Below are 16,915 nucleotides of genomic sequence, written 5' to 3' on the forward strand. Positions count from 1 at the left end.
CAATGCTTCACATTGCCACCTCTCCTGATAGGAGCGGCAAGTTTCCCGGTGACTGAGAGGTTTTTGCAAATAAAAAAATACGGCAGCCTTCATCCCATTGCTAGGACGAATGCTGCCGTATCCGTGGTGCCACCTAAATTACCGGTGCGCGAACACACCAGTCACTTTTGTGTACTCTCCCCGTTGAAAGCACTGCCGCGATAACGAGCGGCTGCCGTCGGCCCCTACTAACTGCCCGAAGCAGGTTCAGGGGGAAGCTCACGGGGGTTCGTTCGGGGCTCATTCTCTGTGCGGCTTCCACCAGCCCGCACTCGCTGCAAAAGAACCTTGAGCACTTACTTTTCCCGATCAACGCTTTTCCTGCCTGCATTGTATCACGGCTCTTTGTCCGTGTCAACACAGTGTTCGCATTTTTGTGCGGTCTGCCCCGGATGGGGGCTGTTTTGTGCGCAGCTGCGGCACAATCCGTACAAAACGCTGCCCTCGCACTGCAGGGTGAAGCCGTGCTCCACCATCAGATGGGCACGCACCTCATCCATAAAGTGGCAGTCCAGGTGATAGATGCGCCCGCACTGCACGCACTTCAGGTGCAGGTGCTCGCGGCAGTGGCGGCCCTCGTCCACATACTGGAACACGGCCTTTTCGCCCTTATCGGCCACATATTTCATAATGCGCTGCTCGCCTGCCAGCTTGTCCAGATACCGGTACACCGTGGTGGGATTGGGGCTGGCCCCCTCTGCCTCCAGATGTTCCAGAATGTTGGATGCACTGACCGCGTGCTGGCGGTTGTTGATGAGATAATCCAGGATCAATTGCCGGGTTTTGGTGTTGTACCCCCCGCGACCTGCCATGGTATCAGCCTTCCTTTCTGGGTCAAGTGTACCACAATTTATCCTTTGATGCAAAACAAGAACGAAACACTGGCGACAAGCACAAAAAAACTGTTCAATTTATAGCAAAATAATGCATGATATCTGTTCAAAACGGAAAAGCTCCCAAAGTTTTCAAAAAAGTCTTGTAAACATTGTCCAGATATGTGATAATAATATTAATGATTACTTGGATTATTTAAGGGATACAAGCTGTCCGGCGGGTGACTGATTGCTGCCTGAATGGTCCTGCTTGCGAACTAGGAGATAGAACAATGAAAGAGATGGATTCCCAGTCAAAGCTCAGCCTGAAGCTGCAGGCTTACCAGTACCTGAAAACGAAGATTCTGAACTGCGAGTACCGCCCCAACGAATTTCTGAACGAGCAAAAGCTCTGCGCTGAGATGGGCAACATCAGCCGCACCCCCATGCGTGACGCGCTGGGCCGCCTGGAGCAGGAGGGGCTGATCACCATCCTGCCCAAAAAGGGGCTGATGGTCTCCGGCATTACCGAAGAGGACGTGCACAGCATGTTCGAGATGCGCCTGCTGGTGGAGCCTTACGCCCTGCGCACCTACGGCAACCTGATCCCCCGGGAGCAGCTGGAGGCCTACACTGAGCTGATGCACCACCCCGAGCGGATCGACGACTTCTGCAAATCCGACGATGATTTCCATGAGCTGCTGATGAGCAGCCTGCCCAACAAATACCTGCGCTCTGGCTATGACCGCATCACCGGCCTGAACACCCGTTTCCGCATTATGACCGGCAAGGTGAGCATGATCAATCAGGATCAGACCTGTGAGGAGCATCTGGAAATTCTGAATGCCGCCCTGAGCGACAACTGGAACACCGCCGCCGATGCGCTGCAGCATCACCTTGAGCTGGCCCGTGATAAGGCCGAGGGAGTCATCAAGGTCATCCGGCTGTGGTAAATGAAACGATAAAAACGCTGTATCACTCCTTCCGGCATCGCTGATGCGATGCCACCTCCCTCTCAGAGGGAGGCTTTTGCGTTGGCCGCCGCGTTAAGGCTCCCTCCTGGAGGGAGCTGTCGAGCGAATGCGAGACTGAAGGAGTGGTACAGCGTTTTCTTTTGCTGGAAAGTGTAAAAAGTTCATAGAAATCAAAAGAAAAGTACATTGAATATTGTTTAACAATGTGGTATCCTTAACAACAGAGAGAGCCCGCTGGCAGGCGGGCAGAATGATTTGGAGGAAAATAATTATGGCTGATCGCATTGTTCTGAACACCATTTCCTACCATGGCCACGGTGCCATTGAGAACATCGTTCCCGAGCTGACCGCCCGCGGCTACAAGAAGGCTTTTGTCTGCTCTGACCCCGATCTGATCAAGTTCGGCGTGACCAAGAAGGTCACCGATCTGCTGGATGCTGCAAACTTCGCCTACGCTGTTTACAGCGAGATCAAGCCCAACCCCACCATCGCCAACGTGCAGGACGGCGTGGCAGCCTTCAAGGCTGCTGAGGCAGACTGCATCGTGACCATCGGCGGCGGCTCCTCCATGGATACCGCAAAGGCCATCGGCATCATCATCAACAACCCCGAGTTCGCGGATGTGCGCTCTCTGGAAGGCGTGGCTCCCACCAAGAAGCACGCTGTGTTCACCATTGCCGTGCCCACCACCGCCGGTACTGCGGCTGAGGTCACCATCAACTACGTCATCACCGATGTGGAGAAGAAGCGCAAGTTCGTCTGCGTGGACACAAACGATATCCCCGAGATCGCTGTGGTCGATCCCGATATGATGTCCTCCATGCCCAAGGGCCTGACCGCCGCCACCGGTATGGACGCTCTGACCCACGCCATCGAGGGCTATATCACCAAGGGCCACTGCACCATCTCCGATATGTTCCATCTGGAAGCCATCAAGCTCATCAGCGAGAACCTGCGCGGTGCCGTGCAGAACACCCCGGAGGGCCGCGAGGGCATGGCTCTTGGCCAGTACATCGCCGGCATGGGCTTCTCCAATGTAGGTCTGGGCATCGTCCACTCCATGGCACACGGTCTGTCCGCTCTGTATGATACCCCCCACGGCGTGGCCTGCGCCATCCTGCTGCCGGTGGGTCTGGAGTACAACAAGACCGTTGCCGGGGAGCGCTACCGTGCGGTCGGCAAGGCCATGGGCGTGAAGGGCATTGACGAGATGAACGATGCTGAGGCCGCCGATGCCACCATCGCCGCTGTCAAGCAGCTGAGCGCGGATGTGGGCATCCCTGCAAATCTGCAGGGCATCCTGAAGGAAGAGGACATTCACTTCCTGGCTGAGTCTGCTTTTGCAGATGCCTGCCGCCCCGGCAACCCCCGCGATACCAGCGTGGAGGAGATCGAGGCACTGTATAAGAGCCAGCTGTAATTCGTAAACTGAACAAAGAGGGTCGGGAACACCGCTTCCCGGCCCCTTTTTGTTCCGGGAAAGGAGCACTATGAGCCTGAATCTCTATACTCTTTGTGTAATTTATCTGGTATATTCCTTTTTAGGCTGGGTAGGCGAGACCGTTGTTGCAACCGCAAAGGGCCGCCGGTTCACCAACCGCGGCGTGGCCTCCGGCCCCTTCTGCTTTGTGTACGGCACGGCAGGGGTGCTCATCACCATCGGCCTGAACGACCAGCGCACCAGCCTGGCGGCGTTGTTTTTCGGCAGCATGATCTATGCCACGGTGGTGGAGTGGCTGACCGCCAAGCTGCTGGAACGGATCCACCACCGCCGCTGGTGGGACTACTCCGATAAAAAGTTCAATCTGGACGGCTATGTCTGCCTGCAATACTCCCTGCTGTGGGGTCTGCTGGGCATGGCGGCAGTCCGCTGGGGCAACGACCTGCTGTTCCGGCTCTGCGCCCACCTGCCGCCGCTGCTGTTCCACGCTGTGGTATGGGGCGGCATGGCGCTGGCCGTCCTTGACCAGATCTCTGCCATGGTGGTGGTCAGCCGGTATGCGAACCGCCACCCACGGCTCGAGCAGCTGAATCGGGAGCTGGGCAGGGGCTCGGAGAGGCTGCGGCAGAAAATTACCGCCAGCGTGGAAAAGCGGATCCAGCGGGCGTACCCTGCTGCGGCCCGTCCGGAGCCCACCACCAGTGCCGAAAAGCAGCTCTCCCTTGCCGACCTGCTCTGGCTCTTTGTCATCGGGGCTTTCCTCGGAGATGTGGTGGAGACCATCTTCTGCCGCATCACCGCCGGGGTCTGGATGAGCCGTTCCAGCCTGGTCTGGGGCCCGTTCAGCGTGGTGTGGGGGCTGGCGCTTGTATTGGCCGCCATCCTGCTGCGGGGCGGTGAACAGAAGAGCGAGAGCCGCATCTTCTGGTTCGGTGTGATCCTGGGCGGTGCGTATGAGTATGTGTGCAGCGCCGTGACAGAGCTGCTGTTTGGCACCGTGTTCTGGGATTACAGCGGCTTCAAGTTCAATCTGGGCGGGCGCATCAACCTGCTGTACTGCTTCTTCTGGGGCATTGCGGCCGTGACTTGGATCCGCTATGGCTACCCGCTGGTGGCAAAGGGGATGAAGGCAGTCAAGCGCAGGATCCGCCCCTGGATGACCGCTCTGCTGGCCGTGTTCATGGCCGTGAACCTTGTGACCAGTGCGTTGGCGCTGGCCCGCTATGATGCCCGCACCAGCGGCGCGGCTCCGGCCAATGCGGTGGATGTGCTGCTGGATGAGCATTTTGACGATGCCCGGATGGAGCGCATCTACCCCAACGCCAAAAAGGTGGAGAAGGCTGGATAAAAATGCACGATTTTGCTTGCGTTTTGCAGGGGAAACAGGTATAATACTCTATGGATTAAAAAGGAGAGATTTTATATGCTGATCCCTGTATTATTGTTTATCGTGGGCCTGCTCTGCCTCATCAAAGGCGGCGACTGGTTCGTGGACGGTGCAACCGGCATCGCCCGCCGCTTCAAGGTGCCGGAGCTGCTCATCGGTGCCACGGTGGTGTCCATTGGCACCACCCTGCCTGAGGTCATGGTCTCCACCACCTCGGCCATGACCGGCCACGGCGAGATCGCCTATGGCAACGCCATTGGTTCGGTCATCTGCAACGCGGCCCTGATCGCGGCCATCACCATTGCGGTCCGCCCGGGCAAGGTGGACCCCAAGAGCCTGCGGGTGCCGGTGCTGTTCTTCTTTGTGGCAGCGGCCCTGTATGCGGGCGTGGCCTACACCACCGGTTACTTCAGCCGCCCCATCGGCATTGTGCTGCTGGCAATGTTCGTGGCCTACATGGTCTGCAATGTGCTGGCTATGAAAAACGCCCCCGCCCCGGAAGACGATGAGGACGAGCCGGAAAAGGAAATGTCCTTTGCCAAGGAGGTCGGCCTGCTCATCCTCGGCGCAGCCCTGATCGCTGTGGGCGCAAACCTGCTGGTGGACAACGGCACCCTGATCGCGCAGGCGCTGGGTGTGCCGGAATCCGTCATCGCCCTGACCTTTGTGGCGCTGGGCACCTCTCTGCCTGAGCTGGTCACGGCGATTACCTCGCTGGCAAAGGGCCACGGCTCCCTCTCGCTGGGCAATGTCATCGGTGCCAACGTGTTCAATCTGGTGCTGGTCAGCGGCATGTCCATCACGGTGTCGCCCTTCAGCATCCCGCAGAACTCCACCATCATGGGCATCAATTCCTCTCTGGTCATGGATCTGCCCGTGATGTTCGTGGTCATGCTCCTCCTGACCGTGCCCGCTCTGCTCAAGGGCAGGCTCTCCCGCTGGCAGGGCGTGCTGCTGCTCTGCATCTATGCAGCCTTCTGCGCCGTCCAGTTTGCAATGTAAGCCTCTGCGCCGGAGACCCGGACCGGCTCCACGCCGGAGCGGGCGCTTTGGGGCAGAAAACCGTTTTGAAAAAGGCATCCTCGTCTGTGAAGTGCGGGGATGCCTTTTTTCTGTCCCCGCAGCTGGGCCTGACCGAGTCTCCGACAGGCTGTGAAATGGGACGAAATCCGGTCATAAAAAGGCAGTTAGGCGACATTTTTCACGATTTATCCATTGAAATTCTCCCCCGGGGATGATATGATAGATCTGTTCCTGCGCGGCAGAAGGCCGGGAACGAAATCTGAAGTGGGAGGATTTTGTACCAGATGCAGAAAAAGAAGCTTTACCAGCTGGCTGCGGCCATCGTTCTTGTGGTGGCCGTGGCAGCTGCTTTGATCCTGACAGGGATGCGGAAAAGCACCCCTGTGTCCGAGGCACAGGCCAGCTCTGTGCCGTCCTCCGCTCTGTCCGGCGGGGAAGCTGAGGGGCCCTCCAGCGCCGCCGCCTCCAGCGAGAGCGCCGTCAGCAGTGAGGTGAAGGAAGAATCCCCGGTTTCGTCCTTCCTGGAACAGCTGGAAGAGGAGCTTGGCATTTCCTCTTCGGAGACAGCTTCGTCCAGTGAGGCCTCCTCTGCCGCCAGCGCAAGCAAGGCGGACAGCGTGAGCTCCGCAGTGTCCAGCTCCAGTGCCGCACACTCGGTGCCTGCGTCCTCTGCGGCTTCCGGCAGCCATGCGGCCAGCAGTCAGGCCCCCGGCAGCAGCCATGCCTCCAGCAGCTCCGCTGCTTCGGAGAATGAGGTGGATGCCAGGATCGACAGCTACATCCGCCAGCTGCAGAACCTGAAGAAGCAGACGGAGTCCAAGCTCTACGGCGTGATCTACGAAGCCTACGATGAGTATATCTCCCACCCGGTGGAGGAGCGCAATCTGGGGATGAAGGTCTCCATCGTGGTGTCCAAAACCGCCAAGCTGACCGGTGTTCAGGGCGAGTGTGACAAGGAGTTCAACGCTATCCTGAAAGAGCTGCGCCAGTACCTGCGGGACAATGGCCGTGACCAGAGCGTTGCGGATCAGGCCGAGCAGGAGTACAAAAAGATGAAGTCCGACCTGACCAGTGAGCTGACCGGCATTGTCTATAACAGTGCGGTGGGCAGCGGCGATGGCGGCAAATGGATCCAGGAACACATTGAGCATAAGCGCTGAAACAGATAAGAGCCGTGCAGTTCAAACGCTGCACGGCTCTGCTTTTTATGTTACTGCACACGCTTTAACGCTGTGTTGATGAGATCGGCAAACTGCTCCAGACGTTCCCGGAGCTGGACAATGGAATCGATGTCGCTGTCGGAAATGACACTGACGGGAGCCGAAAGGCTGTTGACACCGGCTTTCAGTGTGCCGCTCAGGGCTGCGTTGACACCGTGGGCGGGGATCTCCACATGGACATCCACGGGGATGGTGTCATCGAAGAGCAGGGACTTCAGCGGCAGGCCCACCACAAGGACAGCCGCGTCCTCCCCTTCAGAGGGAAACTGGTAGTAGGTGTAGTCCTTCTTGGCATAATCGGGGTGGACGATGCACTGGCGGCTGAGGGTCAGGGTGTAGCCGGACATCTCCTGCATGGCCACCTGCGTGTTGGGCACGCCGAGGATCTTTGCCAGCTGGGCCTGCGTGATGTAGTCGGGCAGAGACCACTCCGGCAGGAACGCACCCACCAGCGGCACGCTGTCCGTGATGGAATCCCGCAGGGTGCGGTAGAGCCGCCCGGCATCGAAGTAGGTGTCGTTGGCATCAATATAGAGGTCGGTGAAAAAGTCGGTGCCGCCGGTCTCGGCGCGGGCAAGCCCGCCGGAGGGGTACAGGTACAATTGCAGCTGCCCCGGCGAATACAGCCCGGCCACATCGCCGGAAGTTGCACCCACCTGTTTCAGAATATTGTACAGGGCCGGGGTACTGGCACTGTCCTGTGCGGTGATGTTATAGCTGAGCTCAAAGGTCGCACCTTTTTGCAGGGCACGGACTTTGCTGTTGACCAGACTGAAAAGGACCAGCGCAGCCACCAGACACACCGCCAGAATGCAGGCCACCACCGTGACCACGGCGCGGGAACGCTTTTTGGAAGATTTCATGGCAGAACCTCCTGTTCTCTTTATAAGGAATACGATCCAGAGCTTAAAAATCGTTCAAGTTGGCTTTGATTTTTGAGAAAAACAAACTTTTCCGGATATTGCTGACCAATGCGCCGGTATCCGGCCAGTTTGGCAGGGGTCCGGCCCTGATGCAGGACCCACCATAGGAACTCCGCATCTATTTTTTCCTCGCAGCCCGGTGCGGAGGAAGAGCGCACTTTTCCCCGGTTTTTCCACCAGCGTTTCAGTACCCGGCTCAGGCAGGTGAAACGGTCAAAGCAGAGCACGATGATCTGGTCTGCTTCTTCCAGCCGCCGGTCATAACAGGTCTTTGTATAGTTGCCATCGATGATCCAGCTTTCGTGCGTGTCCAGAAAGCGGCGGACAATGGCGTTTTCCTCATCCAGCGGGCGCTCTACCCATCCGGGCAGGAAATGCACCGTGTCCAGATGCAGCACCGGAGCATGATAGGTGGCCCCCAGTGTTTGGGCAAGGGTGGATTTTCCGCTGCCGCTGGTGCCTAAAATCGCAATCTTCATAGGGCGTTACCGGCAGGCCGCCACAAAGGCATCAAAGATCCCCTGCATGGCGGGGTCGGCAGCGCTGAGCCACTCAGGGTGCCACTGCACGCCCAGGCAGAACTTTGCGTCCGGCTTCTCAATGCCCTCCACGATGCCGTCCTCGCTCAGGGCCGACAGCACAAGGCCGGGGGCGACCTTGTCCACCGCCTGATGGTGCTGGCTGTTGACCAGTACGGTATCCTGCCCCAGAATGCGGGAGAGCAGGGTATCCCGCCGCACGGTGACGGTGTGGATCTTGCCCCAATGGTCGTTGTGGGGGACGTGCTCAAAAGGTTTGATGTCCTGATACAGATCGCCGCCCAGCGCAACATTCATCAGCTGGATGCCCCGGCAGATGGCCAGCACCGGCTTGTCGGCGGCAAGGAAGGCGCGCAGCAGCAGCGGCTCGGCGGTATCCCGCAGGACGTTGGGCTCGCCGCAGGCGGGGATGCGCTCCTGCCCATAGAATTTGGGGTCGATATCGCCGCCGCCCGGCAGCAGCAGGCCGTCACAGGCCAGCGCATCCTGCACGGCCTTTTCGGGGTCGTCCAGCTCGATCCAGCGCATTTCTGCCCCGGCCCGGGCAAGGCTTTCGGGATATTTTGCGTGGGCCTCTGCCAGCAGCTGGTTCGGCACCATGCGCGGCATTGCAATCGTAATAGACATTGACTTTCCCTTTCTCTCTTACAGATCCCTATAGATAAAACCTCTCCGTCATTCCTTCGGGATGCCACCTCTCCTAGGCGGGACTGAGAGGTTTGAACAACAGAAAAACCCCGGAACATTCGTTCCGGGGTTTCTGGCGGAAAGATGGGGATTCGAACCCCAGAACGCTTTTGACACGTTACACGATTTCCAGTCGTGCGCCTTAGACCAACTCAGCCATCTTTCCACATCTTCAGTTTTCAGCGTTTCGGGCCGTGGCCCTCAGCGCTCCACTATAATACCTGAAAGGATGACTTTTGTCAAGGATTTTTTTGAAAAAATTTGAAAAATCTAAAAATCAACGTTTCTGCGCCATACATTTTTTCGTTTAAAAAAGCAGAACATGATAATCCCCTTGACGAACCCATAAAAACGGACTATGATGTGGGCAGAGAACGGTTGGAATTTGCAGGTTCCGCTCGAAAAAGAGAACCTGAACAGGAGGATGCAATATGAATTACGCTGATGTTTTGAACAATGCCCGCCAGTGCATCGGGCAGTACTGCAAGGCCTGCCCCGTGTGCAACGGCGTGGCCTGTAAAAACCAGATCCCCGGCCCCGGTGCCAAGGGCGTGGGCGATACGGCCATCCGCAATTATAATAAGTGGGCGGAGATCCGGGTGAACATGGACACCCTGTGCGAGAACGGCACCCCCGACACCGGTGTGGAGCTGTTTGGCAAAACCTTCAAGTATCCCTTCTTTGCAGGCCCTGTGGGTGCGGTGAACCTCCACTATTCTGACACCTACACCGATATGACCTACAATGACGTGCTGGTGCGCGCCTGTGCCGAAAACGGCATTGCCGCCTTTACGGGTGACGGCACCAACCCCGACGTGATGACTATGGCCACCAAGGCCATTGGCACTGCAGGCGGCTGCGGCGTGCCCACCATCAAGCCCTGGAACATTGACACTGTCAAGGCCAAGATGGAGCAGGCCAAGGCCAGCGGCTGCTTTGCCGTTGCCATGGACGTGGATGCCGCCGGTCTGCCCTTCCTGAAGAATATGACCCCGCCCGCCGGCAGCAAGAGTGTCGCCGAGCTGGCCGAGATCGTCAAGCTGGCCGAGCGCCCCTTCATCGTCAAGGGTGTGATGACCGTCAAGGGCGCACTCAAGGCCAAGGAGGCCGGTGCTGCTGCTATCGTGGTCTCCAACCACGGCGGCCGTGTGCTGGATCAGTGCCCCGCCACCGCCGAGGTCCTGCCGGAGATCGCAGAGGCCCTCAAGGGCAGCGGCGTGAAGATTCTGGTGGATGGCGGCATCCGCTCCGGCGTGGATGTGTTCAAGGCGTTGGCTCTGGGTGCTGACGCTGTGCTCATCTGCCGTCCCTTTGTCACCGCAGTCTACGGCGGCGGCGAGGAAGGCGTGAAGTGCTACATCGACAAGATCGCCGCCGAGCTGGCTGATACCATGCAGATGTGCGGCGCGCACTCTCTGGCCGAGATCACCCGGGATATGGTGAGGATCTGATGAACTAGCATAAGAAAAGCGGCATCTTTCCGTTTGCACGGAGAGGTGCCGCTTTTTGGTCAGTCGTTTTCCGAGAAATAATCGCTGTCGATGCGCTTAATGAGGTAAGTCTTTTGAGTGGAAACACCCACGCCGTGCTCAATCATCAGGTTGGTCAATTTTTCACCGTCTACCAGAATGATGTGCTGTGCATTGGCATACTCCTTCGCTTTGGGCGAAAACTTGGCAGTGGTGATAAAAAGTCCTTTATCGACCCTGGGCGGTCCCATCATGGCACCTGCAAACTTTTGGAGTTCCGGTTTTCCAATCGTGGTGTCGGGTTTCCAGCGCTTGGCCTGAATGTAAATGAGGTTGAACCCCAGCTTATCCTCGTGGACGATGCCGTCGATGCCATCGTCACCACTGTATTTGGTAACAAATCCATCGCCGTAGTCCATAGCCTTCATCAAATCAACCACAAGATGCTCAAAGAAAGCAGCGCTTTGATTCAGAATATCCGTCAGCAGATCGTCCGCCAGTTGATTGTTGATAAGAGTATACACCCGCTCGAAGGTCTCCTGCGGTGTTTCGGGCGCGTCATCCGGGACACTGGCCTGCGGTTGTGCAGAAGCGGTGCTGTCTGTATTCTGCGGCCGGTAGAAATCGAGAAACGCGGGGCACTTCTGAGCAAGAACTGCATTGGTAATTGGTTCTGTGCTGGCAAGGAGCGACCGGCCGGCCGGTGTAATGGCAATATAACCCCGCTGAGGGGAGTCAATCATTTCAGCTTTCTTGAGATAGGTCTTGGCCCAGCCGACCCGCCCGGCATAGACTGAAGAACCATTGGAAAGCGTTTCGGAAAGATCCTCTTCGGTCAGCTGGAGCGTCTGAGCGATAGAATCTCGAACCTCCTTCATGGAATGCGACTGACCATCCTGTAAAACGGTCAACACAAGCCGATAAAACTCATTGTACTTTGGAAGAGCCATAAAACATCCTCGCAATCAACATTGATAAAGCAAAGTTTACTTCAACGTTCCATCCAGTACCTGCTGGTAATACCAGGGCTTCGGTGCGCGGAAGGTCTTGCCGGAAAGGTCGACGAAGTCGGGGGAGGTGAAGCGGGGGAGGACCAGCTCCCAGGCGCAGAGAGCCTGATATTTCAGCTTAAGCTCCCGGTTGGCGGTGTTGTTGCCGTATTTGCTGTCGCCCAGGATGGGGCAGCCGATGCTTGCCATGTGGGCACGGATCTGGTGGGTGCGGCCGGTGATGAGCCGGACCTTGAGCAGGGCCAGACGGCCGGAGACGGCAACGGTCTCATATTGGGTCTCCACGTCCTTGGCACCGGGCTGCTTGTCGGGCACGATCTTCACGATGCCCCGGTCTGCATCCTTGAGCAGGTAGCCGCCCAGGGTGCCGTCCGGCGGGGTGGGGCGGCCAAAGGTGACGCAGAGGTAGGTCTTTTTGACCTCGCGGTTCTTGATGACCTCAAGGAACAGCTGCTCGGCCTCGGGGGTCTTGGCAATGATGACCAAGCCGCTGGTGCCGGTGTCCAGCCGGTGGCAGAGGGCTGGAGTGTACAGATCGTTCTCCTTGTACTCGCCCTGCTGGTTGAGGTAGAGCAGAGCACGGTTGAGCAGGGTGTCGTCCTCGGGGCCATCCACGGCAAGGCCTGCAGGCTTGTTCACCACCAGGATTTGCGGGCAGTCGTAGATGACCTGTGCCGGGCCGCGGGCGTTCTTCCACGCCGGGCCTTCCACCCGCTTGTCGGCATCCAGCACCTCGTCCAGGATGAACAGCTTGATCTCGTCGCCCGCCATCACGCGGGTGGAAAGGGGCTGCTTTTTGCCGTTCAGCTTGATCTTGTTCTCCCGCAGAGCCTTGTTCAGGCGGCCCGGGTTCAGTGCCGGGAACTGCTGCATCAGATAGTTGTCCAGCCGGGTGGGGGCCAGACATTTTACTTTTAAGATTTTCACGGAAATTTTCCTCTCTATCTTGAAATAGAATGTGTCTTTGAATCGTTTTTATTGTAGCGGAACGGAAACGTTCCGTCAAGCAAGAGAAAGAAGGTTTTCGTATGAGATGGAACCATAAAATAGGAACATTTACGGTGCTTTTGGCGCTTGGGATCACCATGGCGGGCTGTGGGGCCTCCAGTTCCACGGCGGGAAGCACAGCGGCTTCCACGCCAAGCACGACCTCTTCGGAGGCGCAGGAGGCGCAAAAAACGGAAGTACAGCCCATGCAAGGCGTTTTACTGAGCGACCCCCTTTCGGATGGCACCTATCACATCAGCTTTGAAAGCGATAAAGTATGGGTCGGTGAACGCAAGAATACCATCAACGACGCGGTCGTATACGACTATGACCGGTACACAGCCCCAGAGATAGAAGCATTGAGCGAAGGCGATACCATTGTAACACATCTAAACGGGACAGAGGAAACTACAGCCCTGACCGTGGAGAGCATCGAGCGGGAAAACAACTATGTGACCATCAACGGCGGAATAGAAGAAGGCGGCATCGACTTATGCAAAGAGGAGGACCATTACCGGACTCTGACATGGGATGATTTTCCCGCTTATTATGAAGTTGGTGTGGTGAAGCAGCTTGTTATGGCAGACGATATCGAACTATCGGACGGCGCAGCAGACTTTGGAGCCGACCCAGTGATGGTCAAGGGAGACCGGGCGGTTTGCGATGCAATGAGCAGCGAAGAAGATGTTTATGGGTGGAATGCGGGAAACACGACCGTGACCATCCAAAACGGCGAGATGACCCATGTAGACCGCATCTGGGTGCCGTAAAATTTGTGGAAAACCCGTTGACAAACGCAGAGCCCATGCTATAATTTAAGTGTACGCAAGGGGCGGATATGCGCCTTTGCGGCAAAACGTGAATTATGACAGATGGCAATGATGGGGTCAGAAATGCACACCGCCGCCCAGAGAGAGCGCTCCCAGCTGCAAGGCGCTCCGGCAGGTCTCGTTTCGTGCCGCCCCGGAGCTTCCGGCGAAACAAGTCGGACGCAGCGCAGCGTTACCGCGCCGAAAGCGGCAGGGGACAAGCAGTTTTATCCTTTGCAATTTGGGTGGTACCACGGAGCAGTTTTACACAGCCTCGTCCCTTTTGGGATGAGGCTGTTTTTGTTTTTGCGCCTGCCCGCCCCTCTGCCATAACATCATAAAAACTGACGTGCAAACGCCAAGGACAATTGAGGAGAGAAAACCTATGCAATGGACCGGTTTGAATGAACTGCGTGAAAAGTACCTGAGCTTCTTTGAGAGCAAGGGCCACCTGCGTCTGGACAGCTTCCCGCTGGTGCCGAAGAACGACCCCAGCCTGCTGCTGATCAACAGCGGTATGGCCCCCATGAAAAAGTGGTTCCTGGCGCAGGAAGAGCCTCCCCGCCACCGTGTGACCACCTGCCAGAAGTGCATCCGTACTCCGGATATCGAGCGTGTGGGCATCACCGCCCGCCACGGCACCTTCTTTGAGATGCTGGGCAACTTCTCCTTCCAGGATTACTTCAAGGAAGAGGTCATTCCCTGGGCATGGGAGTTCCTGACCAGCGACGAGTGGATGGCCATCCCCAAGGATAAGCTGCACATCTCCGTCTACGAAGAGGACGACGAGGCTTACGATATCTGGACCAAGAAGGTGGGCATTGCTCCGGACCACATGGTGCGTCTGGGCAAGGAGGACAACTTCTGGGAGCACGGCTCCGGCCCCTGCGGCCCCTGCTCTGAGATCTACTTTGACCGCGGCCCCGAGTACGGCTGCGGCAAGCCGACCTGCGGCGTGGGCTGTGACTGCGACCGCTATATGGAGATCTGGAACCTGGTGTTCAGCCAGTTTGATGCCGACGGCAAGGGCCACTACGAGCGTCTGGCACGTCCCAACATCGATACCGGCATGGGCCTGGAGCGTCTGGCCTGCGTGATGCAGGGCGTGGGCAACCTGTTTGAGGTGGATACCGTTCAGAGCGTGCTGCACCATGTGGAGCACATTGCCGGTAAGACCTACGGTGAGAACGCCAAGGATGACATCTCCATCCGTGTCATCACTGACCACATCCGCAGCTGCACCTTCATGGTGTCTGACGGCATCCTGCCCTCCAACGAGGGCCGCGGCTACGTTCTGCGCCGCCTGCTCCGCCGCGCTGCCCGCCATGGCCGGATGCTGGGCATCTCCCGCCCCTTCCTGGTGGAACTGGTGGAGACGGTCATCCAGTCCAGCGAGAGCGCTTACCCCGAGCTGCGTGAGCACGATGCCTATATCAAGAAGGTCATCGGCACCGAGGAGGCAAACTTTGCCCGCACCATCGATGCCGGCATGAACATCCTGAACAACATGATCGACGGCCTGGAAAAGGCACACCAGCACCTGCTCAAGGGTCTGGACGTGTTCAAGCTGAACGATACCTTCGGCTTCCCCCTCGACCTGACCAAGGAGATCGCTGCCGAGCAGGGCATTGAGATCGACGAGGACGGCTTCCATGCTGAGATGAAGAAGCAGAAGGAGCGCGCCCGTGCCGAGCGCCTGAAGAAGAACATCTCCGGTTGGAGCGAGGACCTGTTCGGCGGCCTGACCGTTGAGCCCACTGTCTTTACCGGCTATGAGACCCTGAACGACACCGGCGTTGTGGTTGCCCTGAGCGACGAGGAGACCCTGACCGATGCCATTGCCACCGATGAGGAGGCAAAGGACGGCGTGCTGGTGGTTCTGGACAAGACCCCGTTCTACGCTGAGATGGGCGGTCAGGTGGCGGACAACGGCCTGCTGACCGGCCCCGAGTGCAGCCTGCGTGTGCTGGACGTGAAAAAGACCCCCAAGGGCTACTACGTTCACACCTGCGTGCTGGAGAGCGGCATCGTCAAGGTGGGCGACCACCTGAACGCTCAGGTGGACAAGGAATACCGGATGTCCGTCTGCCGCAACCACACCGCGACCCATCTGCTGCAGGCTGCCCTGCGTGAGGTCCTGGGCGACCACGTCCATCAGGCAGGCTCCTATCAGGATGCGGAGATCACCCACTTCGACTTCACCCATTTCAGCGCCGTCACGCCTGAGGAGCTGGCCCGGGTGCAGAAGATCGTCAACGATAAGATCTACGAGTCGATGAACGTCACCGTCAAGGAGATGCCCATCGAGGAGGCCAAGAAGCTGGGCGCAATGGCCCTCTTCGGCGAGAAGTACGGCAAGGTCGTCCGCGTTGTGAACATCGAGGGCTGGTCCACCGAGTTCTGCGGCGGCACCCACGTCAAGAACACCGCCCAGATCGGCGGCTTCAAGATCGTCAGCGAATCCTCTGTTGCCGCCGGTATCCGCCGCATCGAGGCTGTCACCGGCCGCAACCTGCTCGTCCGTGCAAATCTGCAGGAGGCAATGCTGCACACCGTGGCCAACACCCTGAAGGCCAACAACATCACCTCTCTGCCCATCCGTGCCGAGGCCGTCATGGCCGAGAACAAGGCCATGAGCAAGGAGCTGGAGGAGATCAAGGCCAAGGTCGCCGCCTCCAAGGTGAGCAGCCTGTTCGACAATGCCGAGGAAGTGAGCGGCGTGAAGATCGCTTCCGCCTACTTCACCGGCACCACCGGCGAAACCCTGCGCGGCATGTGCGACAGCATCCGCGACAAGGCTGTCAACCCTGTGGTCGCTGTTCTGGTGGGCAAGGCTGAGGATAAGGTCACCATGGCTGTCACCGTGAACAAGCTGGCACAGGAAAAGGGCCTCAAGGCTGGCGTGCTGGTCAAGGAGATCAGCGCCATCGCAGGTGGCAAGGGCGGCGGCAAGCCCGACTTTGCAATGGCCGGCCTGAAGGACGAGACCAAGATCGACGAGGCTCTGGCCGCTGTCAAGGGCATCGTTGAGAAGCAGCTGGGCTGATTGGAAGCGGGCTCACCCTCTCCGGCAGCGCAGAAGCGCTGCCACCTCTCCCAAAGGGAGAGGCAAGAGCGGCCTTAGGCAATGGTTCTGCAAGTTTGCAGTTGTTGTCCTGTCAGATGCATAGGCTCTCCCTTTGGGAGAGCTGTCGAGCAAAGCTCGACTGAGAGGGCGAGAAAAGAAATCGAAAGGAGCAATTCCCATGGAAGATTGTCTGTTTTGCATGATCGCCGAGGGCAAGATCCCCTCCAAAAAGCTGTATGAGGACGATCAGGTCGTGGCGTTTTACGATATCAACCCGCAGGCCAAGGTGCACTTCCTTGTTGTGCCCAAAAAGCACATCCAGAGTGCCGCTGCCCTGACTGAGGAGGACGGTGCCCTGCTGGGCCATATCTTTGCCGTGATCGCCAAGCTGGCCAAGGAAGTCGGCCTGGACAACGGCTACCGCGTGATCTCCAATGTCGGCGAGGATGCCGGCCAGACCGTGAAGCACCTGCATTTCCATGTGCTGGGCGGCGAGAAGCTGCCTGTCTGAGCCGCGCGTAAAAATAA

The 16,915-nt window shown here is 58.0% G+C and carries 15 protein-coding genes, 1 tRNA gene and 1 other annotated feature; of the genes, 9 read left to right on the forward strand and 7 right to left on the reverse strand.

All coding sequences use genetic code 11. The features are described from left to right. Nucleotides 1-98: 98 nt before the first annotated feature. Nucleotides 99-361 (reverse strand) — a binding site (T-box leader). Between the two features lie 13 nt (nt 362-374). Further along, the gene (locus tag ACKXGA_RS14605; RefSeq protein WP_423729765.1) at nt 375-851 is read right to left on the reverse strand and encodes a Fur family transcriptional regulator; all 477 of its coding nucleotides are present in this window, start codon (nt 849-851) and stop codon (nt 375-377) included. Nucleotides 852-1,144: 293 nt separating this feature from the next. Between ACKXGA_RS14605 and ACKXGA_RS14610 the strand changes: the two genes are divergently transcribed. The 5 genes from ACKXGA_RS14610 (at nt 1,145) to ACKXGA_RS14630 (ending at nt 6,836) form a co-directional block, all read left to right on the forward strand. Continuing rightward, nucleotides 1,145-1,804 (forward strand): GntR family transcriptional regulator, encoded by a 660-nt coding sequence (locus ACKXGA_RS14610; RefSeq protein ID WP_005933151.1) that lies wholly within the window; start codon nt 1,145-1,147, stop codon nt 1,802-1,804. A 292-nt stretch (nt 1,805-2,096) separates the two neighbouring features. Further along, complete coding sequence (gene fucO / locus ACKXGA_RS14615) at nt 2,097-3,245, forward strand: lactaldehyde reductase (RefSeq protein WP_035394173.1); 1,149 nt, start codon at nt 2,097-2,099, stop codon at nt 3,243-3,245. 70 nt (nt 3,246-3,315) lie between these two features. After that, entirely contained in the window at nt 3,316-4,614 is a 1,299-nt protein-coding gene (locus ACKXGA_RS14620) for a putative ABC transporter permease (protein WP_423729766.1), read from the forward strand. Nucleotides 4,615-4,689: 75 nt separating this feature from the next. After that, nucleotides 4,690-5,655 carry a calcium/sodium antiporter gene (locus tag ACKXGA_RS14625; protein ID WP_423729767.1) on the forward strand — a complete coding sequence of 322 codons (966 nt, stop codon included), beginning with the start codon at nt 4,690-4,692 and terminating at the stop codon, nt 5,653-5,655. A gap of 305 nt (nt 5,656-5,960) precedes the next feature. Next, the gene (locus tag ACKXGA_RS14630; RefSeq protein ID WP_423729768.1) at nt 5,961-6,836 is read left to right on the forward strand and encodes a hypothetical protein; all 876 of its coding nucleotides are present in this window, start codon (nt 5,961-5,963) and stop codon (nt 6,834-6,836) included. A gap of 50 nt (nt 6,837-6,886) precedes the next feature. On the opposite strand, the gene ACKXGA_RS14635 is transcribed toward ACKXGA_RS14630, so the two are convergent. From ACKXGA_RS14635 to ACKXGA_RS14650, 4 genes are all read right to left on the reverse strand, one after another. Continuing rightward, the gene (locus tag ACKXGA_RS14635) at nt 6,887-7,759 is read right to left on the reverse strand and encodes a hypothetical protein (RefSeq protein ID WP_423729769.1); all 873 of its coding nucleotides are present in this window, start codon (nt 7,757-7,759) and stop codon (nt 6,887-6,889) included. A gap of 20 nt (nt 7,760-7,779) precedes the next feature. Beyond that, nucleotides 7,780-8,298 carry an AAA family ATPase gene (locus ACKXGA_RS14640; RefSeq protein WP_156069050.1) on the reverse strand — a complete coding sequence of 173 codons (519 nt, stop codon included), beginning with the start codon at nt 8,296-8,298 and terminating at the stop codon, nt 7,780-7,782. Nucleotides 8,299-8,304: 6 nt separating this feature from the next. Next, entirely contained in the window at nt 8,305-8,985 is a 681-nt protein-coding gene (locus ACKXGA_RS14645) for a gamma-glutamyl-gamma-aminobutyrate hydrolase family protein (RefSeq protein WP_207697195.1), read from the reverse strand. Nucleotides 8,986-9,119: 134 nt separating this feature from the next. Further along, a tRNA-Ser gene (locus ACKXGA_RS14650) sits at nt 9,120-9,211 on the reverse strand. Nucleotides 9,212-9,476: 265 nt separating this feature from the next. On the opposite strand from ACKXGA_RS14650, the gene ACKXGA_RS14655 reads away from it, so the two are divergent. Beyond that, nucleotides 9,477-10,496 carry an alpha-hydroxy-acid oxidizing protein gene (locus tag ACKXGA_RS14655; protein ID WP_423729770.1) on the forward strand — a complete coding sequence of 340 codons (1,020 nt, stop codon included), beginning with the start codon at nt 9,477-9,479 and terminating at the stop codon, nt 10,494-10,496. 59 nt (nt 10,497-10,555) lie between these two features. Here ACKXGA_RS14655 and ACKXGA_RS14660 read toward each other — a convergent pair whose 3' ends face one another. Next, nucleotides 10,556-11,464, reverse strand: a complete 909-nt coding sequence (locus tag ACKXGA_RS14660) for a restriction endonuclease (protein WP_097770998.1) — start codon at nt 11,462-11,464, stop codon at nt 10,556-10,558. A 36-nt stretch (nt 11,465-11,500) separates the two neighbouring features. Next, nucleotides 11,501-12,451, reverse strand: a complete 951-nt coding sequence (locus tag ACKXGA_RS14665; RefSeq protein ID WP_207684510.1) for an RluA family pseudouridine synthase — start codon at nt 12,449-12,451, stop codon at nt 11,501-11,503. Nucleotides 12,452-12,717: 266 nt separating this feature from the next. On the opposite strand from ACKXGA_RS14665, the gene ACKXGA_RS14670 reads away from it, so the two are divergent. The 3 genes from ACKXGA_RS14670 to ACKXGA_RS14680 all read left to right on the forward strand — a co-directional run bounded on the left by ACKXGA_RS14670 (nt 12,718) and on the right by ACKXGA_RS14680 (nt 16,898). Beyond that, nucleotides 12,718-13,281: a hypothetical protein gene (locus tag ACKXGA_RS14670; protein ID WP_097772716.1), complete on the forward strand. Its 564-nt coding sequence runs from the start codon at nt 12,718-12,720 to the stop codon at nt 13,279-13,281. Between the two features lie 424 nt (nt 13,282-13,705). Beyond that, complete coding sequence (gene alaS, locus ACKXGA_RS14675; protein WP_317420937.1) at nt 13,706-16,366, forward strand: alanine--tRNA ligase; 2,661 nt, start codon at nt 13,706-13,708, stop codon at nt 16,364-16,366. Between the two features lie 199 nt (nt 16,367-16,565). Next, nucleotides 16,566-16,898, forward strand: coding sequence for a histidine triad nucleotide-binding protein (locus ACKXGA_RS14680; protein ID WP_117476993.1), 333 nt, complete (start codon nt 16,566-16,568; stop codon nt 16,896-16,898). Nucleotides 16,899-16,915: the final 17 nt, after the last annotated feature.

This window comes from Faecalibacterium hominis (ex Afrizal et al. 2022), from assembly GCF_049545105.1.
Classification (GTDB): domain Bacteria; phylum Bacillota; class Clostridia; order Oscillospirales; family Ruminococcaceae; genus Faecalibacterium; species Faecalibacterium duncaniae.